Origin of the sequence: Chryseobacterium sp. 22532 (genome assembly GCF_052044665.1) — a bacterium.
GTDB classification, from domain to species: Bacteria; Bacteroidota; Bacteroidia; order Flavobacteriales; family Weeksellaceae; genus Chryseobacterium; species Chryseobacterium lathyri.
The window spans coordinates 307778-333085 of the sequence record NZ_JBQENJ010000004.1; the positions used below are offsets into that span (position 1 = coordinate 307778).

At 37.4% G+C, this 25308-nt stretch carries 24 protein-coding genes; 8 read left to right on the forward strand and 16 right to left on the reverse strand.

Features of this window, described 5'->3' with window-relative positions:
- Positions 1 to 24: 24 nt before the first annotated feature.
- The 3 genes from era to ACTJIV_RS12730 all read left to right on the forward strand — a co-directional run bounded on the left by era (position 25) and on the right by ACTJIV_RS12730 (position 3951).
- Positions 25 to 900: a GTPase Era gene (gene era, locus ACTJIV_RS12720; RefSeq protein WP_223559662.1), complete on the forward strand. Its 876-nt coding sequence runs from the start codon at positions 25 to 27 to the stop codon at positions 898 to 900.
- A 67-nt stretch (positions 901 to 967) separates the two neighbouring features.
- Entirely contained in the window at positions 968 to 1396 is a 429-nt protein-coding gene (locus ACTJIV_RS12725) for a DoxX family protein (RefSeq protein ID WP_111953067.1), read from the forward strand.
- Positions 1397 to 1548: 152 nt separating this feature from the next.
- The gene (locus ACTJIV_RS12730) at positions 1549 to 3951 is read left to right on the forward strand and encodes a prolyl oligopeptidase family serine peptidase (protein ID WP_440627900.1); all 2403 of its coding nucleotides are present in this window, start codon (positions 1549 to 1551) and stop codon (positions 3949 to 3951) included.
- A 46-nt stretch (positions 3952 to 3997) separates the two neighbouring features.
- Here ACTJIV_RS12730 and ACTJIV_RS12735 read toward each other — a convergent pair whose 3' ends face one another.
- Entirely contained in the window at positions 3998 to 4669 is a 672-nt protein-coding gene (locus tag ACTJIV_RS12735; RefSeq protein WP_440627901.1) for an HAD family hydrolase, read from the reverse strand.
- A gap of 77 nt (positions 4670 to 4746) precedes the next feature.
- On the opposite strand from ACTJIV_RS12735, the gene ACTJIV_RS12740 reads away from it, so the two are divergent.
- Together ACTJIV_RS12740 and ACTJIV_RS12745 are read left to right on the forward strand one after the other, a co-directional pair.
- On the forward strand, positions 4747 to 5313 hold the full coding sequence (locus ACTJIV_RS12740; RefSeq protein WP_111953073.1) for a Crp/Fnr family transcriptional regulator: 567 nt from the start codon (positions 4747 to 4749) through the stop codon (positions 5311 to 5313).
- 269 nt (positions 5314 to 5582) lie between these two features.
- A complete protein-coding gene (locus tag ACTJIV_RS12745) occupies positions 5583 to 6086 on the forward strand; it encodes an N-acetyltransferase family protein (RefSeq protein WP_440627902.1) in 504 nt (167 codons plus the stop codon).
- 396 nt (positions 6087 to 6482) lie between these two features.
- On the opposite strand, the gene ACTJIV_RS12750 is transcribed toward ACTJIV_RS12745, so the two are convergent.
- The 11 genes from ACTJIV_RS12750 to ACTJIV_RS12800 form a co-directional block, all read right to left on the reverse strand.
- Positions 6483 to 7496: a terpene synthase family protein gene (locus ACTJIV_RS12750; RefSeq protein WP_440627903.1), complete on the reverse strand. Its 1014-nt coding sequence runs from the start codon at positions 7494 to 7496 to the stop codon at positions 6483 to 6485.
- A 537-nt stretch (positions 7497 to 8033) separates the two neighbouring features.
- A complete protein-coding gene (locus ACTJIV_RS12755; RefSeq protein WP_440627904.1) occupies positions 8034 to 9395 on the reverse strand; it encodes an MATE family efflux transporter in 1362 nt (453 codons plus the stop codon).
- Positions 9396 to 9498: 103 nt separating this feature from the next.
- On the reverse strand, positions 9499 to 10683 hold the full coding sequence (locus ACTJIV_RS12760; RefSeq protein WP_111953079.1) for a sigma-54-dependent transcriptional regulator: 1185 nt from the start codon (positions 10681 to 10683) through the stop codon (positions 9499 to 9501).
- Between the two features lie 56 nt (positions 10684 to 10739).
- On the reverse strand, positions 10740 to 11399 hold the full coding sequence (locus ACTJIV_RS12765; protein ID WP_440627905.1) for a YggS family pyridoxal phosphate-dependent enzyme: 660 nt from the start codon (positions 11397 to 11399) through the stop codon (positions 10740 to 10742).
- Between the two features lie 116 nt (positions 11400 to 11515).
- The gene (locus ACTJIV_RS12770; protein WP_440627906.1) at positions 11516 to 12382 is read right to left on the reverse strand and encodes a polysaccharide deacetylase family protein; all 867 of its coding nucleotides are present in this window, start codon (positions 12380 to 12382) and stop codon (positions 11516 to 11518) included.
- A 334-nt stretch (positions 12383 to 12716) separates the two neighbouring features.
- Positions 12717 to 13445, reverse strand: a complete 729-nt coding sequence (locus ACTJIV_RS12775; protein ID WP_440627907.1) for a DUF72 domain-containing protein — start codon at positions 13443 to 13445, stop codon at positions 12717 to 12719.
- A 4-nt stretch (positions 13446 to 13449) separates the two neighbouring features.
- The gene (locus tag ACTJIV_RS12780; protein WP_440627908.1) at positions 13450 to 16308 is read right to left on the reverse strand and encodes a heavy metal translocating P-type ATPase; all 2859 of its coding nucleotides are present in this window, start codon (positions 16306 to 16308) and stop codon (positions 13450 to 13452) included.
- A gap of 199 nt (positions 16309 to 16507) precedes the next feature.
- Positions 16508 to 17068, reverse strand: coding sequence for a helix-turn-helix domain-containing protein (locus ACTJIV_RS12785; protein WP_440627909.1), 561 nt, complete (start codon positions 17066 to 17068; stop codon positions 16508 to 16510).
- Positions 17065 to 17457, reverse strand: coding sequence for an acyl-CoA thioesterase (locus ACTJIV_RS12790; RefSeq protein ID WP_111953091.1), 393 nt, complete (start codon positions 17455 to 17457; stop codon positions 17065 to 17067). Before ACTJIV_RS12790 ends, ACTJIV_RS12785 begins: the two co-directional genes overlap by 4 nt.
- 95 nt (positions 17458 to 17552) lie before the next feature.
- Positions 17553 to 17963, reverse strand: coding sequence for a DUF6157 family protein (locus ACTJIV_RS12795; protein ID WP_440627910.1), 411 nt, complete (start codon positions 17961 to 17963; stop codon positions 17553 to 17555).
- 59 nt (positions 17964 to 18022) lie between these two features.
- On the reverse strand, positions 18023 to 18226 hold the full coding sequence (locus ACTJIV_RS12800; RefSeq protein WP_111953095.1) for a helix-turn-helix domain-containing protein: 204 nt from the start codon (positions 18224 to 18226) through the stop codon (positions 18023 to 18025).
- A gap of 310 nt (positions 18227 to 18536) precedes the next feature.
- Here ACTJIV_RS12800 and ACTJIV_RS12805 point away from each other — a divergent pair, with 310 nt between their 5' ends.
- Positions 18537 to 18905 (forward strand): RNA recognition motif domain-containing protein, encoded by a 369-nt coding sequence (locus ACTJIV_RS12805; RefSeq protein ID WP_111953097.1) that lies wholly within the window; start codon positions 18537 to 18539, stop codon positions 18903 to 18905.
- 174 nt (positions 18906 to 19079) lie between these two features.
- Here ACTJIV_RS12805 and ACTJIV_RS12810 read toward each other — a convergent pair whose 3' ends face one another.
- Genes ACTJIV_RS12810 through ACTJIV_RS12820 form a run of 3 tightly spaced genes read right to left on the reverse strand, consistent with a single transcriptional unit; the run spans position 19080 to position 21986 of the window.
- Positions 19080 to 20870: a DUF4153 domain-containing protein gene (locus ACTJIV_RS12810; RefSeq protein WP_440627911.1), complete on the reverse strand. Its 1791-nt coding sequence runs from the start codon at positions 20868 to 20870 to the stop codon at positions 19080 to 19082.
- An 18-nt stretch (positions 20871 to 20888) separates the two neighbouring features.
- Positions 20889 to 21374, reverse strand: coding sequence for a BlaI/MecI/CopY family transcriptional regulator (locus ACTJIV_RS12815; RefSeq protein ID WP_440627913.1), 486 nt, complete (start codon positions 21372 to 21374; stop codon positions 20889 to 20891).
- Between the two features lie 9 nt (positions 21375 to 21383).
- On the reverse strand, positions 21384 to 21986 hold the full coding sequence (locus ACTJIV_RS12820) for a phosphatase PAP2 family protein (protein ID WP_111953103.1): 603 nt from the start codon (positions 21984 to 21986) through the stop codon (positions 21384 to 21386).
- Positions 21987 to 22110: 124 nt separating this feature from the next.
- Between ACTJIV_RS12820 and pdhA the strand changes: the two genes are divergently transcribed.
- Together pdhA and ACTJIV_RS12830 are read left to right on the forward strand one after the other, a co-directional pair.
- The gene (gene pdhA, locus ACTJIV_RS12825; RefSeq protein ID WP_111953105.1) at positions 22111 to 23112 is read left to right on the forward strand and encodes a pyruvate dehydrogenase (acetyl-transferring) E1 component subunit alpha; all 1002 of its coding nucleotides are present in this window, start codon (positions 22111 to 22113) and stop codon (positions 23110 to 23112) included.
- Positions 23113 to 23199: 87 nt separating this feature from the next.
- Positions 23200 to 24813, forward strand: coding sequence for a 2-oxo acid dehydrogenase subunit E2 (locus ACTJIV_RS12830; RefSeq protein ID WP_440627914.1), 1614 nt, complete (start codon positions 23200 to 23202; stop codon positions 24811 to 24813).
- Between the two features lie 117 nt (positions 24814 to 24930).
- Here the strand turns inward: ACTJIV_RS12830 and ACTJIV_RS12835 are convergent, their stop codons facing one another.
- The gene (locus ACTJIV_RS12835) at positions 24931 to 25293 is read right to left on the reverse strand and encodes a hypothetical protein (RefSeq protein WP_440627916.1); all 363 of its coding nucleotides are present in this window, start codon (positions 25291 to 25293) and stop codon (positions 24931 to 24933) included.
- Positions 25294 to 25308: the final 15 nt, after the last annotated feature.

The window sequence follows — 25308 nt, forward strand, 5'->3', positions numbered from 1 at the left end:
AATCTTGAGCCTAAAAAATATTATATGCACAAAGCAGGATTCGTAAATATAGTCGGAAAGCCCAATGCGGGAAAATCTACCTTATTAAACCAGTTAATGGGGGAAAAATTGGCTATCGTAACACAAAAGGCACAGACAACACGCCACAGGATTTTTGGAATTTATAATGAGGAGGATTTACAGATCGTATTTTCAGATACTCCCGGAGTTTTAGACGCCAAGTATGGTCTTCAGGAAAAAATGATGGATTTTGTAAAGGATTCTTTACAGGATGCCGATGTATTTCTGTTTATTGTAGATGTTACAGATAAGGCCGAACCTTCAGAATTCTTAATTGATAAACTTAATAAGATTCCGGTTCCGGTATTGCTTCTGCTGAACAAAGTAGACCAGACTACCCAGGAAGGACTTGAAAAACTGGTAGAAGAATGGCACAACAGGATTCCTAAAGCTGAGATTCTTCCTATCTCTGCCCTTAATGCCTTCAATACAGATATCATTCTTCCGAAATTAAGATCTCTGTTGCCGGAAAACCCTCCATATTATGACAAAGAGCAGTACACCGATAAGCCGGAAAGATTTTTTGTCAACGAGGCGATCCGTGAAAAAATCCTTTTAAACTATGAGAAAGAAATTCCTTATTCTGTAGAAGTAGTGACCGAGCAGTTTAAAGAAAAAGAAGGTATTATTTTCATCGATTCTATTATTTATGTGGAAAGAGATACCCAGAAGGGAATTATCATTGGGCATAAGGGAGAAGCTATCAAAAAAGTAGGAACTGAAGCCAGATTGGATCTGGAAAAATTCTTTTCCAAGAAAATTCACCTGAATCTTTTTGTAAAAGTGAAAAAGGACTGGCGTAAAAACGACAGGGATTTGAAAAATTTCGGATACAGATAAACTAAAAATGCCCGGAATTCCGTTCTATTAAAAGATTTTTATTAACTTTAATCTAAATTTTTAGTAAATGAACTATTTTAACTCAAATTCCAGCTCAGTACCTAAAGATATTATTTTATTAGTAGTAAGAGTATTTGTTGGTTTTGCCATGCTATCTCACGGGTTTCCGAAACTTCAGATGCTGCTTGAAGGCGGCAAAATTGAATTTTTCGACTTTATAGGGTTAGGCCCTACAGTGACCCTGGTTCTTGCGGTTATTGCTGAATTTGTTTGTTCAATACTTCTTATATTAGGTCTTTTTACAAGGATTTCTTTAGGATTTCTGATCTTTACAATGGTCATTGCTGCTTTTGTAGTTCATGGAGGAGATCCTTTTGAGAAAAAAGAAATGAGTCTGATCTATTTGTCTGTTTATCTGCTTCTCATGGTTTTTGGTGCAGGAAAAGTATCGGTAGATCATATGATAGAAAAAAGAAAAAGAGCTTCGGATTGGTAGCCCGGTTCAGATAAAAGATAAAAGAGCATTAGAAATAGTGCTCTTTTTTATTTTGATGTCAATGGAACTGTTTGTTACTTCCAGTAATATGTTTCTCATAAAGCAATTAGTTGTATCCTAAAAATCACTAATTTCGTGGAAAACGAATTTATATGAAGATAAAACTGACCATTTGCCTTCTGGCATTTCTCAATTTCTATGATGCACAGGAGAATATTACTTATCAAAAACCATCTGCTGAAATTCTAAAGCTTGCAGATTATGAAAGACCGCCAAGCGTCCTGATGAACAGCAAAAAAGACTGGGTGGTTTTCACTTACCGTCCGACCTATAAAACACTGGAAGACCTTAATCAGCAGGAAATGAAACTTGCCGGTTTAAGAATTAATCCGGTTACTAATATTTCAAGCAGTGTCACTTACTCCGATAATCTGAAGATCAGAAAGATTAATGATAAAAGCGAGGTTCAGGTGAAGAACCTACCTTCCAATGCTAAAATCACTTATATTTCATTTTCGCCGGACGAAAAAACACTGGCATTTACCAACACAACCAATAAGGGAGTTGAGCTTTGGGCCGTAGATATGGAAACTGCTACTGCCAAAAAAATTACCGGTGATAATCTTAATGCTAACTTAGGAACGCCCTATACATGGTACAATGATTCCAAAAGTCTTCTGATCAGGACTCTTCCCCAGAACAGACCAGCTCTGATAGATGCCAGCAAAGATCTTCCAACCGGACCCATCGTTTCTACAGCTGACGGTAAAGTGTCGCAAAACAGAACCTATCAGGATCTTTTAAAAAATCCTCAGGATGAAAAAAACTTTGAGGTTCTTACCGCTTCAGAAATTTATAGTGTAGACCTGAATGGAACCCTTAAAAAAGTAAAAGACCAGGATATGTATTCCGGTTTAAGCTTTTCTCCGGACGGAAATTATTTGATGGCTACGGTGATCAAAAAACCTTTTTCATACATTGTCCCTTTGAGCAGATTTCCAATGACAACTACGGTGTATGATATGAAAGGAAATGCAGTAAAAATAGTAAATGATGTTCCTTTGAACGAAATAATGCCAAAAGGATTTTCGTCTGTAAGAACAGGAAAAAGAAGCATGGGCTGGAGAAATGATGTACCGGCAACTTTAGTATTTGCTGAAGCATTGGATGGAGGTGACCAGTCTAAATCTGCAGAGTACAGGGATGAGATCTTTACATGGGAAGCACCTTTTACTGCTGCTCCAAAATCATTCTTTAAAACAAAACAGAGATATGAAGGTGTAAGCTGGACCAACGATCACTATGCCATAGTTTCTGAAGGCTGGTATGATACAAGAAATACAAAATCTTTCCTTGTGGATCTTAATAACGGCGAATCAAAAGTGATTGATGACAGAAATTACCAGGATGTTTACAGTGACCCTGGGAACTTTAGTACTACAAAAAATCAATACGGGAGATATGTTATTGATATGAAAGGAGGAAAAACCTATCTGATCGGAGACGGATTTACCAAAGACGGACAGCATCCTTTCATCGATGAAATGGATGTAAAGTCGTTAAAAAAGAAAAGATTATATACATCTAACGTTAAGAATGGTAAGGAAGAGATCATAGATATCCTAAATCCTTCAAAAGGTGAAATTCTGACAACCCAGCAGTCCCCAAGCCTGTACCCGAATTATTTTAAAAAGAATATTAAAACCAATAAAGCAGAAGCAGTAACTCAATTTGCGAATCCTTTTGAAAGTATTAAAGACGTTTATAAAGAGGTAATTACATACAAAAGAAATGACGGTGTTACTTTAACGGGAACCCTATACTTGCCTGCCAATTACGACAGAAAAGCTAAAAAAGAAAAACTTCCTTTACTGATCTGGGCTTATCCTACTGAATACAAGGATAAAAATACAGCAGGGCAGAATACCCAGAACCCGAACGACTTTACGTTTCCATATTACGGATCTTTCGTGTACTGGACTACAAAACGCTATGCTGTACTGGATGATGCTGCTTTCCCGATTATTGGAGAAGGTAAGACGGAACCAAATGATACTTTCATTTCACAGTTGGTAGCAAATGGAAGAGCAGCTATAGATGCTGTAGACAAGTTAGGCTATATTGATAGAACTAAAGTTGCTGTTGGAGGTCATTCATATGGTGCATTTATGACGGCTAATCTTTTAACCCATTCTAAGGACTATGCCTGTGGTATTGCAAGAAGTGGAGCTTATAACAGAACGCTGACTCCGTTTGGGTTCCAGAGCGAGCAGAGAAATTACTGGGATGTTCCGGAAATTTATAACACAATGTCACCATTCATGAATGCTGATAAAATGAAAACACCAATGCTTTTAATTCATGGTGATGCCGACAATAACCCGGGAACCTTTACTTTGCAGACGGAAAGATATTTCCAGGCTCTGAAAAATTTGGGAGCTCCTGTAAAAATGGTCCTTCTTCCAAAAGAAGCACATGGTTATGTGGCTAAAGAAAATATTCTACACCTTTTATGGGAACAGGATCAGTTCCTTGAGAAGTGTCTGAAAAAATAAAATAGTTAAAAAAAAGCCCGTTCATTATTTAGAACGGGCTTTTTTTTTATAAATACTTCAGTACTTCATCAATACTTGTCAGTTCCAGATGATGTTCATGCTGCTCATGGCTCCAGGTCACATGATAAGGAATGTGTGCTGCAAAGCCTCCGATCTCCAGTACTGGAAGAACATCTGATTTTATAGAATTCCCGAGCATTAAAAATTGCTCTGGTTTACAGTCCAGATGTTTCAACAGCTTTTGATAGTCACTTTCCTTTTTGTCACTCATAATTTCTATATGGTGAAAATAGTCCTGCAGTCCGGAGTTTTTAAGCTTTCGTTCCTGATCCAACAGATCTCCTTTTGTGGCCACAACCAGCCTGTATTTTCCTTTTAATGCATCTAATGTTTGGGTAACACCTTCCAGTAATTCTATAGGTTTCTGCAGGAGTTCCTGACCAATTTCAATAGTTCTGTCAATCAGCTGCATCGATGCTGTACCGTCTGAAACTCTGCTCACGGTTTCTATCATACAAAGCATAAATCCTTTTACCCCGTAGCCATACAGATGAAGATTTTTTATTTCAGTTTTAAATAATTCCTGAGAGACAGAATGTTGTGGCAGATAATCTTCAAGAAGTACACAGAATTCTTCTTCTGCTTCCTGAAAATAAGGTTCATTGATCCACAGTGTATCATCTGCATCAAAAGCGATGGTTGTTATATGATTATTCATTTTACTTTTGTATTTTTCTCGTGACAAAATTCAATATAAAAATTCAAACAGAAAAGGACATTTGTCCCGGATAAAATATGTTACGGACCAATCAGCTATTTTTAAATTATCTGGAAGATCTATACAAAAAACAGGAACGAAAAGAAGATATTGTGATAAGATCTTTTTCCAAAGGTGATAGAATATTCACGCAAAATGAAGAACCCTCTAAAGTAATGCTGATCAAAGAGGGAATTACCAAATGTTTTTTCGTTGAAGAAAACGACAAGGAATATATTGTTGAATTTCTGGGAAAAGGTGAGATCATCGGGGAAATAGAACTGATCCGGAATATTTCCTGCCTCTGCAGTATTGAAGCAGTCACTGACGTCACTGTGTATGCTGTAGCTATACCGTATTTCAGGACTCTGATTAAAACTGACCTCTCACTGAATAATCTGCTGCTGGACGTATTTGCCGAACGCATTGTCAATACATCCAAAAGAGCCTCTTATCAGCAGTTGTACGCGGCTGAACATACTTTGTCCCAGCTTCTTGAACTGCAGAAACATGAAGAAATTGAGATTTCAAAAGAGGACATGGCTGCTTACCTGGGAATTACAGTAAGAAGTCTGAACCGGACTTTGAAGAATTTAGGGAAGTAAACAAGTTAAGGATAGAGGATGGGAGAGGGAGGTTATTGAGTGTAAAAAGACAACCAGTATGTTTTCATAGGAGAACAATTAGATTACTTTTTTACTGTAAAAATATCGAGCAATAGCCTTGTCAAGGTTCAAAACCTTGACAAGGCTATCTGGAAGACTAATAGTAACCATCTTTCATCCTTCCCATTAATTACAATTATTGATTGAATTTCTGCTCATAAAAACATTATCCTCCGTATTTTTGCACAGATAAAACCGGAATTTATAAAATGGGAGAACTGCAATTCAGAAATGCTGACCTGAAAGATTTAGAAAGAATTGTTGAGATATACAATTCTACCATTCCGTCAAGAATGGTGACTGCCGATACTGAAAACGTTACTGTAGAAAGCAGGAAAAAATGGTTTGATGAACATAATCCTGAAACAAGGCCGCTTTGGATCATTGAGAATAATAATCATGAAACGGTAGGATGGGTGAGCTTTTCTTCATTTTATGGAAGGCCTGCATACAATGGAACCGTTGAAATGAGTATTTACCTCGATGAATCCTGCAGAGGAAAAGGTTTTGGGAAAAAAGTAATGGAATACTGTATTGATAAGGCTCCAAGTTTAGGAATAAAAACACTTCTTGGATTTATCTTTTCACATAATGAAGCTAGCCTGAAACTTTTCAGGAATTTTGGATTTGAAGATTGGGGAATGTTTCCTGATGTGGCCATTTTGGATGGAATAGAAAGGAGCCTGACGATTTTAGGGAAAAAGGTGAGTTAAATATCTTTATGTACAGAGTAGGGTGAATCCCTTTTAACTTCTAAAGGAAAATACAGATGAAAAATACAAGCTTTAAAGAATTTGTGGAAGGGGGACAAAGCTTAGTTATATGGAGGATTATAATTTAAGTTTGTAGAGTTCTTATTCTTGGATAAAAAAAATTGCTGAAACGTTAAGTCAGGCCCCATACTAGCAGTACGCATGCAGCTCATTTTTGTATATTTCAGGCTATTGTTCTGTCAGGAAAATGTAGCCATTATCCATCCTGTATCTTTCCCCATCTGCTCTGCATGTGAATGGATAAAGTCGGGCCAGGGTAATGGCTACATAGCATATGATCTTTTGAATTATATTCTTCTGGTTAAGATTAAATTTGTAAAATATTAACTATCAGTCCTAGAAATATTTAATTTCTACTCTGTCCATTGTCTCACCTTTTCCATTGGGTGGCACAGCAAATCCACCAGGTTCATATCGTTCCGTTCCGCTTTTATAGTACCAATTATTTAACCCACTGATCATTTGTTTTATGTAATAAATAAATTCCTCTGTCTCCTTTTGATATGGACTGAAATCCGGTAGATGATTTGATAATGTTACAAATTCATTTACAAGCTCATCATGAATCCTCATTCCTTCTTTGCAGGCTTCATCAAAAGAAATTTTATTGTGATGCTGTAATAATTTGATGATATTGAAAATCTCTGATTCTATGGCGAGCTCTTTGCCAATAGTTGCAAAATCGTTCTGAAGAGCAACAATGATTGACTGTAGCATAATAATACGCTGTATAACAGTATGATTATAAATGTAATCAGGTAAAGCAAAACCAGTTGAAGGGCAAATCAAATCAACAAATGGAATCATTCCTATGGAATTTGCACGGATTAAATGAAAAAGAGGAATAGGAGGAATATCTTTACTGATTTTATATGGTGATTCTTCCATAATTCCATCAGTAACGAAACGGTATTTATAATTCTTAGCGATCCGCTCAAGCCAGAAGTCTGGCATCCCAAGCGCAATCCATTCCTTTCTATTTGTTTGCATTTGACGGAACATGCCTATTTCCCCCGGTTTTGGATCATCTCCCATCATCACCTCAAAAATACGGTCTCTGATTGTTGCAATTTCCTTTACGGGCAAAAGTTCAACATAATCATCAGTCACTGTCATATAAATAGCAAAACGCGTTGCATGGAGAATTCTGTCCTTTTCGGTAGCTGCAGGTACCATAAAGGGGCCTACATCAACTAATCGCATTTTTCTGTACCGGGTCATTGCCTCTTTTGATAAGAATTGATAATCCTGGTCATACCAACTGGTTTCTTCTTCATAGAAAGTTCCAGCGAAAGGGCTTGAGAGGGTTTCCCAAGGGTATACTGGCTTGGGCACATTAAATTGATTCATAATATATGGTTTTAGTTTAAAATGAAAAAAAATTGTATTTATACTCAATATGTGATTATCTTCTAAGTTGTTATGCTCCACAAATTTTTTCTGGTGTTCATTGTAGAAGTAAATCTTCAAGACAGGCTTCTTTCAGATGTTCATGCTGGATTACCCTAAGATATTGTAATGCATACTGTCTGGTTACCTCGTTTTGATTACCGATTGTACTTCATTGAAAAAAATAACCAGGTTGGGGATTTTTTAATGCTGGAAAAGGATATTGAAATTATTTGTAAAGCAGCTCAAGTGTGTTGAAATTTTCATGTTCATATTGTGATGTTTTTTGGTTTAGTTTTGAATACTAAAATAAGAATTTATTATCCGTAATAAAATTTTATTTTAAAATATTCAATATTTATCAAATATAATTTCGTAGGTGATGTGATTGTAGGTTAATTAATATTGATGATTTTTCCAATATTTTCTTATTCTTGGATAAAAAAACTGCGCGAAGTCGAAGACTTCGCGCAGTTTTTTTAGTTAATTATTATCTAATTAAGAATTCTGCTTAATTCTCTTCGCAGACATGTTTAAAAACCGCTTCACCAGGAAAACTGCAGAAACTGTGAGGCCCAGTCCTAGAGCGATCCACATTCCGAATGCCCCCATTTTTAAAGTGACACATAAGAAATACCCTAAAGGAATGGTAATCACCCAATAAGCGATAAAAGTATAGATCGATGGGATCTTTACATCCTGAAGTCCTCTGAGCATCCCCAAAGCCGTTACCTGAACGCCGTCCGAAAGCTGAAATAAAGCAGCAATGATCATCAATTTCGATGCTAGAGTAATCACTTCAACTTCCTCTTTTTTGGTAAAGAAAGTCGGTAAAATATTTCTTCCCAAAATGAAGATCATTCCGCAGATACACATGAAAATAAAGGCTATTTTCAGGTTGTTGATCCCGACCTTTCTTAATTCAACAAAGTTCTGCTCACCCAATTTTCTTCCGATCATGACCGTTGAAGCCACACTGAATCCTACACAAAGGTTGAAGGTAAATGAAGCCATACTTAGGGCGATCTGGTGAGAAGCAATATCGTGAGCCGAAATTAGACCACAAATAAATGCAGCACCTGCGAAAGCCGTAACTTCAAAGAACATCTGTAAAGCGGTAGGCAGCCCCAGTTTCACCATTTTATCAAACATATTTCTGGAGAAAACCTGTATTTTTAAAGAGAAGTCTTTGATATAACGTCTTGTTTTTTTCTCTTTAACCAATACCACATACAGGAATACCACCATAAATATTCTGGAGATTAATGTTGCTAAAGCGGAACCTTTTACCCCCATTTCAGGGAAGATCCAAAGTCCTTTGATGAAAACATAGTTCAGGGCAATATTGATGATATTGGCAATGATCGTAGCCTTGGTAACGCCTATGGTATAGGATAATCCTTCAGAAACTTCACGAAGCGTCTGAAAAGCCATAAACGGGATCATGCTGATAGCCATAATACCCAGGAAATCTACCGTATTCGGAATGATCTTCTCCGGCTGCCCGGAATGATAGAGTAGCGGCATCCCTAAAAGCAGAATAGCCATTAAAATAATCCCCACAGACATATTGATCACAAATCCGTGACTAAATACGGAATTAATAGTTCCGTGATCCTCCTTAGAGTGTGCTTCAGAAACCAGAGGAGGAATAGCAAATGAAAATCCTAGTGCCAGCACGAACACCGAGAAAAATACAGCATTCCCCAATGAAACGGAAGCCAGTGCATCAGCACCTAAAAGTTTCCCGACAATGATATTGTCGAACAGATTCACCGAGACCTGCCCAACCTGCGTAAGCATGACAGGAAGAGCCAGGGTAAGGCATTCTTTCGTATAGTTTTTGTTTAAAAAGTTCATAATAGTTTATGATTCATATAGTTTAATATTTAAAAGTAGGGCAAAAAAAAATTTGCAGTAAGGCTACTGCAAATTGTTATCATATATTTAATGTTCAATTAAATTATTTCCTTACAAAACTTGCAACATCCTCCTCGGAAACAGTATTTCCACCAAGAATAATTAATCTTTCCACAACATTTCTCAATTCCCTGATATTTCCAGTCCATGAAAGAACTTTAAGCGCCTCAATCGCCTTATCATCAAACTTTTTCACGGCAGTACCGTGCTCATCGGCAATTAATCCAGAGAAATGATCTACCAATAATTTGATATCCTCTTTTCTGTCATCCAACGGCGGAACATAAATTTCAATTACAGAAAGCCTGTGGTAAAGGTCTTCCCTGAATTTCCCTTCCTCAATTTCCTTCTGCATGTTCTTATTGGTTGCTGCAATTACCCTTACATCAACTTTTATTTCCTTATCACTTCCTACAGGAGAAACTTTGCTTTCCTGCAATGCCCTCAAAACCTTGGCCTGAGCAATAAGGCTCATATCTCCGATCTCATCCAAGAAGATAGTACCGCCAGTTGCCTGCTCGAATTTTCCCTGCTTGTCTTTAATAGCGCCTGTAAAAGAACCTTTCACATGTCCGAAAAGTTCAGATTCAATAAGCTCAGAAGGGATAGCGGCACAGTTTACTTCGATCATCGGGCCTCTTGCGCGCTCACTTTGATTGTGGATAGCATGGGCTACGAGTTCTTTTCCAGCACCATTTGGCCCTGTAATCAAAACCCGGGCATCAGAAGCAGCTACCTTTTCGATCATATCCTGAATCTTCTTCAAAGCAGGAGAATCGCCGATCATCTGGTATTTTTTGTTAACCTTTTTCTTTAAGGTCTTATTTTCAGTTTGAAGATTTTTATTTTCCTTTTTCAGACTTTCTTTGGCTAAAGCATTTTTTACACTTGTGATCAGTCTGTTGATGTCGATAGGCTTAGAAATAAAGTCGTATGCACCTTCCTTCAGACAGGAAACAGCAGAATCAATATCCGCGTGGCCAGAGATCATGATGAATGTGCTTTCAGGTTTTAAGATCATACTTTGCTTTAAAAGTTCTGTTCCTGAAAGTTTAGGCATCTTGATATCAGAGATCACCAATGCGAAATCTTCTTTTTCTATCTGTTTGTAGCCTTCAAGGCCATCTTCAGCGATAACAAATTCGTAATCGGTAAGTTCATCAGAAAGGATACTGTGTAATACTCCCGAGATTGCTTTTTCGTCTTCTACAATAAGGATTTTTTGCATAGTTGCAAATTTAGATTTTTTGATTCAATTATTAGCAAAAACTATACCTAAATATACTATTTTGAGTAATCTCTTCTGCCGAAAATGGCGGATCCAACCCTTACGGAATTGGCACCACATTCAATGGCAGCCGGGAAATCGTCACTCATTCCCATAGATAAAGTTTCGAGGGTTTTTAATTGATTTAATTCATCAAAAAGCCTTTTTAAAATTAAAAATTCTCTTTTCACCTGTTCTTTATCAGCTGTAAATGTGGCCATTCCCATCAGGCCGGTTATTTCAACATTGGGAAATTTTCCGTCAATATACTCTTGGAATAATGTTTTTGCTTCAGCAATCTTAAGTCCGAATTTAGTTTCCTCTGCTGCAATTTTAACCTGAAGCAGTACTTTAATGGTTCTGTTGTTTTTTCCGGCTTCCTTACTGATCTCTATAAGAAGCTTTTCAGAATCCACACTTTGGATGGTATCAATGAAAGAAGCAATATACTTTACTTTATTGGTCTGCAGATGTCCGATAAGGTGCCATTGGATATCTTTTGGAAGGAGAGGGTATTTCTCCATAAGCTCCTGAACCTTATTTTCGCCAAAGACTTTTTGCCCCAGGTTATAGACTTCCTGAATGGCTTCAACCGGATGCGTTTTTGAAACTGCTACAAGCTGAACTCCCGATGGAAGCTGATTTTGTATTGCTGTATAATTTTCTTTAATATCCATGAATGCAAATTTCTGAATTTTAAAAGCAAAAAACTAATGAATCTGTAAAATTGTTGTTTCTAGTTGCTAGTTGGTGGTTACCATCAATGTAATTGTTACATTGATAGAATATTACATTAATTAAGAATGTCATTGATCTGCGGATACTGAGAAATCTTTCTGAAGACAAATTTATTGCTTTTCTGAAGCTTTTCAATAAACATATCCAGTTCATTGATGGAATCTGCATCTCTGAGGTATTGGTCATGTGTAAGAAAAACCAGATGTCTTGATGTTTTTTCCAGATCATTAAGAAAGATGCTGTCCACCTTCTTAATCATGGCTTCATGGCTTCCCTTTAAAGTCATCTTTTGAGAAGGTCTCCATTCCAGATCCCAGCCAATTACTTTATAGCCTGCTTTTTTAAGGCCGTTTGCGGCATCGGTGGAGCTTTTAATATCAGTAACATTAATATTGCTCAGCCTCCAGATATTTCTTCCCGGAGTTCTTGCTATCTTATCGTAAAGCTTAAGGCTGTCTTTAGCAATATCAAAATCATGGACTACAGCCTCAGGATTCTTGTAAAAATCAGTATATTTATTATGGGCGTGGCTAAAGCTGTGATTGGCAAGCTCAATCAGCGGATTGCTTCTTAAAAGCTCCATATCATCCTTTTGTCTTTTGCTTCCGTAGGCATGTTTTCCTACCAGAAAAGCAGTTGCACATACATTCCTTTTGTTTAATATTTTAAGGAGATTTTCCGTTCCCTGGTTGGGGCCGTCATCAAAAGTAAGGTAGATAATTCTTTTATCAGATTCTACGCTCTCATCATCTATTTTGGGGACCGTTTGTACGGTGGGAGGTTCCAGTGAGACAGTTTTTTCAAACTCTTTCACATCAGTTTTGCTGTTACAGCCGTTGAATACAATTGAAGCTGCACTCACCAATGCAGTCATTCCCAGAAAAGCCATGTTTTTTGACTTTTCCCCAAAATTTTTTTTCATAAAGATAATGGAGATTTAAATCGTTAAAAATTGTTAAAAATATTGCTGAAATGTTAACAAATTATATGCCAGTATTTGATAAAACACTGCTTTTTAATTTTATTTTAATAACTTTATTTTAAACGATATTTTGTAGAACGAAATGCTTTTTCAATTCTATTTTCTTATTCTTGAAATTTAACATTTATAATTGTAAAAACAATAGCTTTTTTCTATTCTTGTTGAAATTAAAACATTCCTCCTTTATTGGGGAATTATTTTAAAGTAAACAGATGAATTTGTTTTTTGGCTAGAATAAGCACGAAAGATGACCGAAAGATTTTGTGTGCGAGGCTTATTCTAAAACTTTCTTCAGATATAGTGCATTTTTAATTGCAGCAGTGCCCCATGTATTATTGAAAAATACAAATGCTTTTTTTTCTGAATGGCTGATTTTTTCAGCAAGATCATCAAGAAAATCCAAGCTGTACTCCGATTTGTAGAGGACCGGTTTTCCGTGAAGCCTGTAGTACAAAACTTCAGGATGATTGTCAATAATTTCTTCCGGAAGATCGCCGGGAAAGTTGACGTCGGAAAAAACAATATTATTTTCTTTTAAAACACTGAAAATTTCCTCAGTCCACCAGGAATTGTGACGGAATTCTATAACATTTAAATAATTAAAATCAAGACTGGTCAGGATCAGATCGATGTTTTCCTGCGATTTTTTAAAAGAAGGCGGAAACTGATACAGAAATCCGGAAAGCTTTTCTTTTAAATGAGCCTGGATATGGGTGCAGAATTCAGAAATATCTTCTTTAGAATCTTTCAACCGCTTTTCATGGGAAATGGCTTTAGGAATTTTGATGAAGAACTTAAACTCTTCAGGAGTTTCATCGTGCCATTTTAAAAGGGTTTTTGCGGTTGGTTTTCTGTAAAAAGTGGAATTGATCTCCACTGTATTGAAAACCTGGGAATATAAGGTAAGAAAGTCTTTACTTTGAGCATTCTCAGGGTATAGCGACCCTTTCCAGTCGTTATTATAAAATCCCGAACATCCAATGTAAAGACTTCCTTTTTTCATAACTTTATTTTATATCTGCATCCAGATCTACAGAGTTCAGCCGTAGTGAGTTCAGGATAACAGAGAGTGAACTGACGCTCATGGCGGCGGCTGCAATCATAGGGGACAGCAGTATTCCAAAGAAAGGATACAATAATCCTGCCGCTACCGGAATTCCCAGCACATTATAAATAAATGCAAAAAACAGATTTTCTTTAATATTCCTAAGAAGTTTTTCGCTTAATAATTTAGCTTTTGCTACGCCTAAAATATCGCCTTTCAAAAGAGTGATTTCAGCACTTTCCATGGCAACATCGGTCCCTGTTCCCATGGCGATTCCTATATCAGACTGCGCCAGAGCAGGGGAGTCATTAATCCCGTCTCCGGTCATGGCTACAATTTTACCCTGCTGCTGAAGTTTTTTTACTTCATTCAGCTTGTCTTCCGGAAGGCAGCCTGCTTTATAATGTTTGATTCCCAATTCTCCAGCAACCGCTTTAGCCGTATGTTCATTATCTCCGGTCATCATGATCACGTCAATTCCTTCATTCATCAGACGCTGAACAGCTTTTTTGGAAGTTTCTTTAATTTTATCGGTAAAGCTGATAAAACCTAATACCGTTTTTTCCTGAGCAATATAAGAGATGGTATGTGCCTTTGACTGCACTTCTACAGCTTTTTGTTTTAATTCCTGGGGGATAGAGAGGCTGCTGGAGGTCAGAAGGCTTTCATTTCCTAAATAAACTGTTTTTCCATTGATATTCCCCTGAACTCCTTTTCCTGAAATATTTTCAAAATGCTCTACCTTTTCAGCCGTTAAATTTTCTTCTTTTGCTCTTTTGATCACGGCATTGGATAAGGGATGTTCTGAGTTTTGGTTTAGGGAAAAAGCAAGTTTCAGGATCTCATTTTTATTTTCGTTTCCTGTAGTTTCAATATGTTCTACAGACGGTTTTCCTTCTGTTAAAGTCCCTGTTTTGTCTGTAATCAGAACATTAACTTTATGCATCTGTTCCAGTGCCTCTGCATTTTTGATGAGTATTCCGCTTTTAGCTCCTTTCCCGATTCCAACCATCAGGGACATCGGAGTTGCCAGACCAAGCGCACAGGGACAGGCAACAATGAGAACTGCAACCGCATTGACAAAAGCAAATAGGCTTCTTTTCCCTTCCGGCCCGAAAAACTGCCATAAAACAAAGGTAAGAACAGCAATCAAAATCACAACAGGAACAAAAACTTTAGAAACCTTGTCGGTCAGTTTCTGTATCGGGGCTCTGCTTCGGCTGGCTTCATTCACCATTTTAATGATCTGCGAAAGAAGGGTTTCATCACCTACTTTTTCAGCTTTCATGATGAATACTTTGTTTCCATTGATGGTTCCCGAAGAAACTTTATCATCGATATTTTTCTCTACGGGTACAGGTTCTCCGGTGATCATGCTTTCATCGACCAAAGAGCTTCCTTCTGTGATCTTGCCGTCCACAGGGATTTTTTCACCCGGTTTTACCTTTAAAAGATCTCCGATTTTTACATGGGAAAGCAATACTCTTTTTTCTTCTCCGTTGATGATGAGATTGGCTTCGTCAGGAGAAAGGTTCATCAACTCCTTGATGGCATTTCCTGTTTTTTTATGAGCAGCGGCTTCCATCAGCTGTCCTAAAATTACCAAGGTTAGAATAACGCAGACCGCTTCAAAATACAATGGAATTTCATGATTATGACCTCTGATTTCATGAGGAATGATATCAGGAAAGAACAATGCAGCAATGCTAAAAATAAAGGCTGCTGCAACCCCTAAAGCAATCAGGCTGAACATATTTAAATTCCAGGTTTTAAACGAAACCCAGCCTCTTTTCAGCAGGAACCATCCTGAATAAAACATCACAGGAAGCGTCAAGGCAAGTTCTATGAATCCCTGTACTGTATGGGAAAAAGGAAAATTGATGAACATTCCACCCATGGAAAGAATAAAAACCGGAATAGTGAAGGCAAGAGAAATCATGAATTTCCTTTTCAGGATATTGTAGGTTTCATCCTCTTCATCTTCTCCGCTGTCTGGCATTCTTACCAGATCCATTCCGCATATCGGGCAGTCTCCAGGCTCGTCACGAATGATCTCCGGATGCATGGGACAGGTGTATTTTGCAGTTTTCTTTTCCGGATATTTTACCAGATCCATTCCACAGACAGGACAACCTACGTTAGAATCATAAGTTTTATCCCCTTCACAGTACATCGGACAGTAATACTTTCCAGCCATATCATCTGTCACTTTGGGAGCTTCATGATGATGGCTGTGATCGTGATGGTGGGAATGAGCATGCTGATGGCCTTGTGAGGCTGCATTTTTCGCAAGATCTTCTGTGATTTCTTCCAGATGCATATGGCAAACCGGACAGTCACCTTTTTCGTCATATACTTTATCCCCTTCACAGAACATTGGGCAATAGTATTTTCCCATGCCGTCTTTAAAATTGGCTGGTAGATTTGAAGAAGAGTAGGTGGGTTTATGATTTGGATCTTTAGCTTGTTTTTCCTCGATGGGCACCAGATACATATTACAAACCGGGCATCTTTCACCTTGTTTAAAGTATACTTTGTCACCCTCGCATTCCATTGGACAATAATAAACTGAAGACGGAGAAACCCTGTCCTGAGGTTTTACAAATGTAGTTTCGGGTTTCTTAGGGTCTTCCAGTCTGTATTTATCTCCTAAAGCGTTATTTAAAACCGATAGTTCAATTTCTTTATCGGAAGTGATGGTTGCTGTATTATTCTCCAGATTTACATCGGCGCTAACTCCCTCAATAGCGTTGAGCTTTTCAGAAATTTTTTTCTGACAGCCGGAGCACGTCATTCCGAGTATATTATATTGTCTGTTCATGATCCTTGAATTTATACTACAAATTTCCAAAATGAATTGGTAAGGCTGTTATAAATTTAAGGATAATAGTTATAGAATTTTGCCTGCGGTGTGGGTGGGTGAATCGGAGGGTTTGAGTGTCTTCGAGTGGGGGAGCTTAACACCGTAATTATTGAGTATTTTAAAACACCTTTACTCTAGAACTCTCTCACACTCAAACTCAGAAACTATCCAATGTTTTCCTTTGATGATCCTTCAGTTTCTTAAATTCGGTAGGCGTAAATCCGGTGATATTCCTGAATTGGGAAGAAAGGTGCTGAACACTTTTGTAGCCGAGCTTGCCAGCGATTTCAGTAAGGGTGAATTCATTATAAAGAAGCAGTTCTTTTACTTTTTCGATTTTGTGAAGAATAAAGAACTGTTCTAGGGTAATGTTTTCGTTCTGCGAAAAGGTTTTGGAAAGAGAACTGTAATCTTTTGGGATTTTTGAGCTTAAAAACTCAGAGAGAAGAAAGTTTTCATCAATATCCAGCTCACTGATCTTGATGATGATGATGTTTTTGATCTTATCGACAAGCTGGTGAGCGGAATCCTTGATTCTTTCAAAACCTGTATCCAGCAGACTCTTTTCTATAGCCTTCATTTTCTCAGCTGAAATGTGGGTTCCGGTTTCAACTTCTCCTAATGTAACAGAGCTTACTGCTATATCAGCATCGCTGAATATTTTTTCCACTGCAGAAATACAGCGGTTGCAGACCATATTCTTCACAAAAATTTTCATGGCTTGCTCAGTCTGTCTTTTACAAATTCAATCTGTGTTTTTCCGTGAGGAGCCGGGTTTCCTTCGTTGTCCAGGTTCACCATGACAATTTTATCAACGGTAATAATGGTCTGGTGGGTCATTTTGTTTCTTACATCACATTTTAAGGTGACGGATGAAGATCCGAAGTGCGTAGCTTCAATCCCGATTTCTATAATATCTCCCTGTTTTGCAGAGCTCACAAAATTAATTTCCGAAATAAATTTTGTAACCACTTTTGTATTTTCCAGCTGAATAATTGCGTAAAGCGCCGCCTCTTCATCGATCCACTGTAAAAGTCTCCCTCCGAAAAGAGAATGATTGGGATTCAGGTCTTCGGGTTTTACCCATTTTCTGGTATGATAGTTCATGTTTTAATAATTTACTTCACAAATTTAGTGTTAAAAACTGGTTTTATCAAAGAAACAGTATTTACTGATCTTAAGGAAATGATTCATTTTCTCAATCATATTTTCTTGGAACGCATCGCTTTTACTTTTTTCACGGTAGGATCATTTAAAAATTTTTGATATTCTTTACTCTCAACGGGGAATATTGCTACTTTACCTTCGTCATTGTGATGGGTTCCGAACCCATAACGTTTGGATAGGGGAGAGGATCTGAGGCAGGGCTGTCCTTTGGAGAAGAACTGTATCCTTGCCTGCTGTTTTTCGCTTTCCGGAATATCATTTTTCAGAGCATAACATTCGAATATGATATCATCCGAAGTGTAGCGGTAAGGATTTTTCATGATCTGCTCATACTGAAGCTCTGCCAGTGTCTTTATTTTCTTTTCAGGCGGTGTCTCGGCCTGGGAAACAGGACAATCATCGGCAACTTCAATAAAGGTGTTGGTATAATTTGTAGTATGTTTCATAAAGATGTTGTCAATAAAGGTTAACTATTAATGGCATTATTCCTGATTATAAATTCAGGTCACTCTTTGAATTCTAAAATATCACCGGGCTGGCAGTCCAGAGTTTTGCAGATGGCATCAAGCGTACTGAAGCGGATCGCTTTTGCTTTTCCGGTTTTTAGATTGGATAGATTGGATAACGTAAGATTTATTTTTTCTGAAAGCTCATTCAGTGACATTTTTCTCTTAGCCATCATCACATCAAGGTTTATTATAATAGGCATAAGGCTGTATTTATCTTTAAAAAGGATGTTTTTTGCACGTTTACAGAATCGTTTTTATTATGTTAACTAACTTTAACTTTTGGTAAATTTCAATATAATTTTATTATAAAACAATACTTATTTATTATTAATCAATAAAAAACAGCTTTTGACTCCTTGAAACGTGACAAATACTTTAAAAAAAACTTTGATTTAAAATTTTTAATTGTATCTTGCATACGTTTATATTTGGAATCAATATTTGTTCATTAATTTATGTTGTTTTTCTTTTATATACCAAATTTTTATTAATTTTTAATTTTTATTTAAAATGAACATTTTTGTTTCAAACATCAATTACGCAACTAAAGAGTATGAGTTGCACGATCTATTTGCAGAATTTGGTGATGTATCATCAGCTAAAATTGTTACAGACAGAGAAACTGGCCGTTCAAGAGGTTTCGGTTTTGTAGAAATGGGTGATGAAGAAGGAAAGCAAGCTATCGAGGCTCTTAACCAGAAAGAATTTAACGGAAAAGAGTTAAACGTATCAGAAGCTAAACCAAGAGAAGAAAAACCAAGAAGAAGCTTTGACAACAACAGAAGCGGCGGATACGGCGGTGGAAACAACCGTGGTAATGGCGGCGGCGGATACGGCGGTGGAAATAACCGTGGTAACGGCGGCGGAAACCGTTGGTAAAAAAATATAAGGCGGCTTTTTAGCCGCTTTTTTTATGGATTATTTATCCCTTCCTGATGTAATTGCAGGAAGGGATACTTATTTTTATCTGTTTTCTATTGAGAACCATATTAATTTAATCTGAATTATAGAACACTAAATAAATAAAGCGGCTAAAAAGCCACTTTATGAGTTTTATTTTTCTTTGATCAATAATGCTGCATTATTATAAAATATGGTCTTTTGTTTGTTGTAAGGAGAGCTGTCTCTTGAGATATTCTGAAAAACTATTTTGATGTGGTATTTCCCCAAATCGCTTTCCATAGAGATTTCTTTCATTTTTATGGTTCCCGAATGGCTGGCGTTGTTTTCGAATAGCTTATCTATCACCGGACTGAAATCTACCGTCTCTTCTGAATTGAGAATCACCTTTATCGTTTTTCCATTATTAACTCCGGTCTGGCTGTCTATCAAAAATGTATCTCCATTAATATCTTTCGATTGCTGATTATAGCTGTCAAAATTAATTAAATACTGATAACCCTGAATGTTGATTACTTTTGATTCCGAGTCTAAAACAAGCCTTTCATATTCTGATCCATCCGAAGTTTTATTGACATGTATAAAAGCATTTCTAAGAGTACTGCTGATCAGAGAAGAACGAACGTTCTCAAAGTCTCCTGCTAAAAGATCGTGCGTTTTGCCGGCAGTCAGATTCAGTAAAAAATCTTTTTGCTTTCTTTCAGTCAGGAACTCAAATTTATCAGCAATTTCATTAACGAGAGTGTCAGATACTTTCTTCTGAAAATCTATTTTGTTATTAACCAGAAGTTTATTTTTATCCAGAAGAGTGATCAATTGGTTTTTCTGGCTTCTTTTGGCTACACTGAATGCATTTAAATAAGGAAAGATCAACGAAAAAGCTCCAAACGCAAATAAGCTGATGGGAATAAATTTTATGCTTGCCTTTTTATTTAAAACAAAATAAGAAACTACACTCAGCAGCCATAGTGCCAATAGCAAGACGAAGTATCTGGGTTCTGTGTAGCCGTATTCCAGGATTCTTGTAAATATGGCCGTAAATAATAAAACAAGTAACGGAATGATGGTGTAGTAAAACAGTTTTGAAAATACTTTGACCCACGATTTTGCTTTTTCCTCTTTAAGCGGATAGACAAGCAATAAAGCAAGGATACCAATAATACTGTAAGCCAGGACCAGATAAGAAACCCAGCCTCTCGGAAGTTCCCAGTTGATAACTATTTTAAATGAGTAAACATACAGGATGACCAGATAAATGAAAAGCAGCGGAATCAGGACAAACTGGGTGAAAAACTTTAAGATCACCGGATAGATACTGTCTTTTTCCAGATAGCTTAGCCCGGTTTCATTGAAAAGGAGAAAGATAAAACTGCTCCCGAAAATGGCCAGGACATAGAACGTATCGGCATATAGGTTATCACTGAAATTAAAATCAAATAATTTGTCAACTGCCAGGATGGCCAGTTCTACACCTCCCGTAAGTACTCCTGTAAAAATAGCGGTCAGGAAAATATTAACAAAAAGATTTTTATTGTACTGCCAGAAATTAAGCTCCCTGTTCTTTTCGAGAAAGGCGCCAAAGGAAACCAGTAAGTGAGAAAGAAGAAGAGTAATAGCGATGATGAAGCCATGAACTTCGGTAAAATCCCTCTCTTTTGCAGGTAAAATGAAAAAAAATCCTATCAGGAAAGCCGTTCCCAATATTTCCAGTAAAAGTCTTTTTCCGATCCTTTGGGAAAGGATTTTCAAAGCAAACATAAGGGAAATACCGAGACAGCAGCAAATAGTAAATTTCGAATGAATGAATAACGATTCACGGTCATATTTGCTGTCCAGCATACGGATGGCTCCCACAGAAGAGAGCAGTCCCATTAATAAAACCATCGGATAGCGCGACAGAACATCCTGTGCCTTCCCTGTTATTTCCCGGATTTTCGTTTTCATGATTCGTGTATTTTTTGCTTAGTCTTTTTTCTTCTTTTTCTTCTTGTCTTTATCCTTATCTTTTGTTTTACTCTTTTTAACTTTTTTAGGATTTAAGATCTCATCTGCATATTTAAATTTCGGTTCCTCAATTCTTGTAGGAATAATCTCAATTTTTAGATCAAAATAATTCTTCAGATCATCCTGTGATATTAATTTTTCATTGAACAAAAACTCCAGCATTTCCTTTCCTGAATCATTGAAAAAATTATGAGCAAGCTCTTTCAGCAAGAATTTACGGTATTCTTCCATAGGGACAACTACGGTGTATTTGAAGATTCTTCCTTCCTTTTGAGTGGTGATATAACCTTTTTCCACCAATATTTTAAGGTAAGTAGAAACAGTGTTCTGGTGCGGCTTTGGTTCAGGATGCTGCTCCATGATGTCTTTAAGATAAAAAGATTCAAGCTTCCAAAACAGCTTCATAAAATTTTCCTCAGCACCGGTAAGATGATTTATTTTCATAGAAAGTTCTTAATGTTGAAATTGTATATTGCAATAAAGATAAATAAAAGATACCACAAATGCTATTCCGGCACCCATAAATACTTCCTTTATTGTATGTCTTTTTAAAATGATTCTTGTAATTCCCACTAAAGCAGCAATTCCCAGCCATACCAGTCCTGCTTTCCAGTCCAATGTGAAAAATAAGGCAGCAACAAATACATTAAATGCTGTATGCATCGAGCTTTTAATAAAGAAGTTACTGATCTGCATAGTAAAAACAAGGATCAGGACAAACAGCATGACGAGATCAATATACCCGTTTCTTACATAATTGAAAATAAGATAAGTGACCACGCAGGCCGCAATAAAAATATAGAGTGTTTTCCTTTGAATACGGTTCGAAACGTCCATATTCGTATATCTTCCGGTTTTTACATTCCAAACCAGCCAGATTACAACCGGTGCAATAATCATTAATAATATAGGAACAAAATAAAGAAGAGAATCTTCGAGTGAATATTCCTTTATACTCATATAAACGAAAAAAATAAATAAAGAAATTAGCGGATTGAAAAAATCTGAGATGATTTTTGAAATTTTATGTACTGTTGAAGGCTGTTTTTCTTCCATGTTCAAGTTTAAAATTCAAATATAACACTATAAGCAAAAAAACAATTAGTATGTATACGATAAAAACAAAGTTTTTTTTATAATTTTGCTCAAATATTCATCATAAAAAAGCAAGAGCTAGCACATGAAAGAATTTTCTAAAGAGGTATACCTGAAGTGGTATGAAGATATGACTATGTGGAGAAGGTTTGAAGACAAATGCCGTTCTCTTTATCTAAAACAAAAGATCAGAGGTTTTTTACATTTGTATAACGGTCAGGAGGCTATCCCTGCCGGCTTCACGCATGCAATGGACTTAACGAAAGACAGTATGATTACTGCTTACAGATGCCACATCCATCCAATGGCGATGGGAGTAGATCCGAAGAGAATCATGGCTGAGCTTTGCGGTAAAGCTACCGGAACGTCCGGAGGTATGGGCGGTTCTATGCACATTTTCAGCAAAGAGCACCGTTTTTATGGCGGACATGGTATTGTCGGCGGACAGATTCCTTTGGGAGCTGGAATTGCTTTTGCAGATAAATATTTTGACAGAAAAGCTGTAAATATCTGTTTCTTCGGAGACGGGGCTGCAAGACAGGGATCGCTTCACGAAACATTCAATATGGCGATGAACTGGAAGCTTCCTGTAGTATTTGTTGTAGAAAACAACCAATATGCGATGGGAACTTCTGTAAAAAGAACAGCCAACCATGAAGATATCTACAAATTAGGTTTAGGATACGAAATGCCTTGCCTTGCCGTAGATGCAATGGATCCTGAGAAAGTGGCTGAAGCAGCTTACGAAGCTATTGAAAGAGCAAGAAGAGGAGACGGACCTACTTTCATTGAAGCCAGAACTTACCGTTACAGAGGACACTCTATGTCTGATGCCGAGCCTTACAGAAGCAAAGAAGAAGTAGCGATTCACAAGAATGATGACCCTATGGAACTGGTAAAGCACAGAATTTTGGAAAACGGTTGGGCTACTGAAGCAGAATTAGAAACGATCGACAATAAATCAAGAGATTTTGTAGACGAATGTATCGAATTCATGGAAAATTCTCCATATCCGGATCCGGATAAGGTGTATGAATATGTTTATGCTCAGGAAAACTATCCATTCTTAGATAAATTAGAAAACTAAAATAATTTGCTGATCCAATGATAGATGATGCGAAAAGCATTGATTTCTATTATTAATCACCATATTAAAAAAATAATACAATAAATTATGGCAGAAGTAATTACGATGCCCCGCCTTTCTGATACTATGACGGAAGGTAAGGTGGCGAAATGGCATAAAAAAGTAGGAGATAAAGTAAAAGAAGGAGATATTTTAGCCGAAATTGAAACAGATAAAGCTGTTCAGGATTTCGAATCTGAAATAGAAGGAACTCTTTTATATATTGGGGTGGAAGAAGGCGCTGCTGCTGCTGTAGATTCTGTTTTAGCGATTATTGGGAATGAAGGTGAGGATATTTCAGGACTGACTGGCGGAGCTGCTGCTCCTGCTGCAGGTGCTTCTGAAGAGAAGAAATCTGAAGAAGAATCCAAAACAGAAAATAAGGCTACAAGTGTTGAGCAGACTACTGCGGAAGTTCCTGCAGGTGTAGAAATTATTACAATGCCAAGACTTTCCGATACGATGACGGAAGGTAAAGTGGCAAAATGGCATAAAAATGTAGGCGATACCGTAAAAGAAGGAGATCTTCTTGCTGAGATCGAAACAGATAAAGCGGTTCAGGATTTTGAATCTGAATTCAACGGGGTATTATTGAAGCAGGGCGTAGAAGAAGGTGGTGCTGCTCCGGTAGATTCAGTATTGGCGATCATCGGTCCGGAAGGAACAGATGTTTCTGCTGTAGGTGCTCCAAAAGCAGCGGCTCAGGCCTCTGAAAAACCGGCTGAACAGAAAACTGAAGCAAAAGCAGAAGAAAAAGAGGGTCCGGCAGCAAGTTCTTCATCTTCAGACAGGGTAGCAATTTCCCCGTTAGCTAAGAAAATGGCTCAGGATAAAGGTGTTGACATCAACAATGTTCACGGTTCAGGAGAAAACGGAAGAATTGTTAAAAAAGATATTGAAAACTATCAGCCTTCCCAGGCACAGGCTCAACCGGCGGCTTCTGCTCCTGCAGCGGCTCAGGTTGCACTAAGCTTTGTTCAGGGTGAAGATACGGAGACTCCAAACTCTCAGGTAAGAAATATTATTGCAAAACGTCTTGCTGAAAGTAAATTCTCAGCGCCTCACTATTATCTGATGGTGGAGATCAATATGGATAAAGCAATTGAGGCCAGAAAAGAAATCAATTCTTTACCGGATACGAAAATCTCTTTCAATGATATGATCATTAAGGCAACTGCTGTTGCTTTAAGAAAGCACCCTCAGGTGAATTCAAGCTGGGCAGGGGATAAGATCATCCACAGAGGAAATATCAATGTGGGGGTAGCAGTGGCTATTCCTGACGGATTAGTGGTTCCTGTACTTAAAAATACAGATCAGATGAACTACACTCAGATCTCTGCAGCAGTAAAAGATATGGCTTCAAGAGCTAAAAGTAAAGGCCTTAAAGCCAATGAAATGGAAGGTTCTACATTCTCAATCTCCAACCTGGGTATGTTCGGAATCGAGACCTTTACAAGTATCATCAACCAGCCGAATTCTGCTATCCTTTCAGTAGGAGCGATCATCGAAAAGCCGATCGTTAAAGACGGGCAGATCGTGGTAGGAAATATCATGAAGCTTTCATTAGCATGTGACCACAGAGTGGTAGACGGTGCTACGGGAGCCCAGTTCTTACAGACTTTAAAAACATATCTGGAAAGTCCTTTAACCCTGTTACTGTAACAGTTCAGATTGTACATATTAAAACCTCTCGCTTTGAGAGGTTTTTTTGTATTTAAATTTTAATTATACAGAATTGTTTTCCGAGGAGCGAAACTGCTTTTCCGGGAGGGTAGAAGACTATTTGGTGCCTTCTGCCTTATTTTTCCAGTATTCAACCTGTTCTTTTAGCTCTTTGATACGTTCTTCGTACTGCACTATAAGTTTTTCGGGAGTATTATAATTAATTGTCTGATTTTGAATTACACCGCTTGCATTATCATTAGACGATTCATTATTGTTATTAACCTGTAAATAGCCTTCTTCCGGTTTCAGAATCTCTTCCATTGTCGCATCCAGAGAAGTGCAGATATTTTCGATATGATTTACCCATTTTCTATCCTTTGGTACGTGGAGCGTGAAATATGCAGCTTTTCTGCCAGTTCTTCCTGGGAGATTCCTTTGTCCTCTCTGTACTATTCTCTTCCCGATGGTTGCATTCATTGCTAAATAATTTGA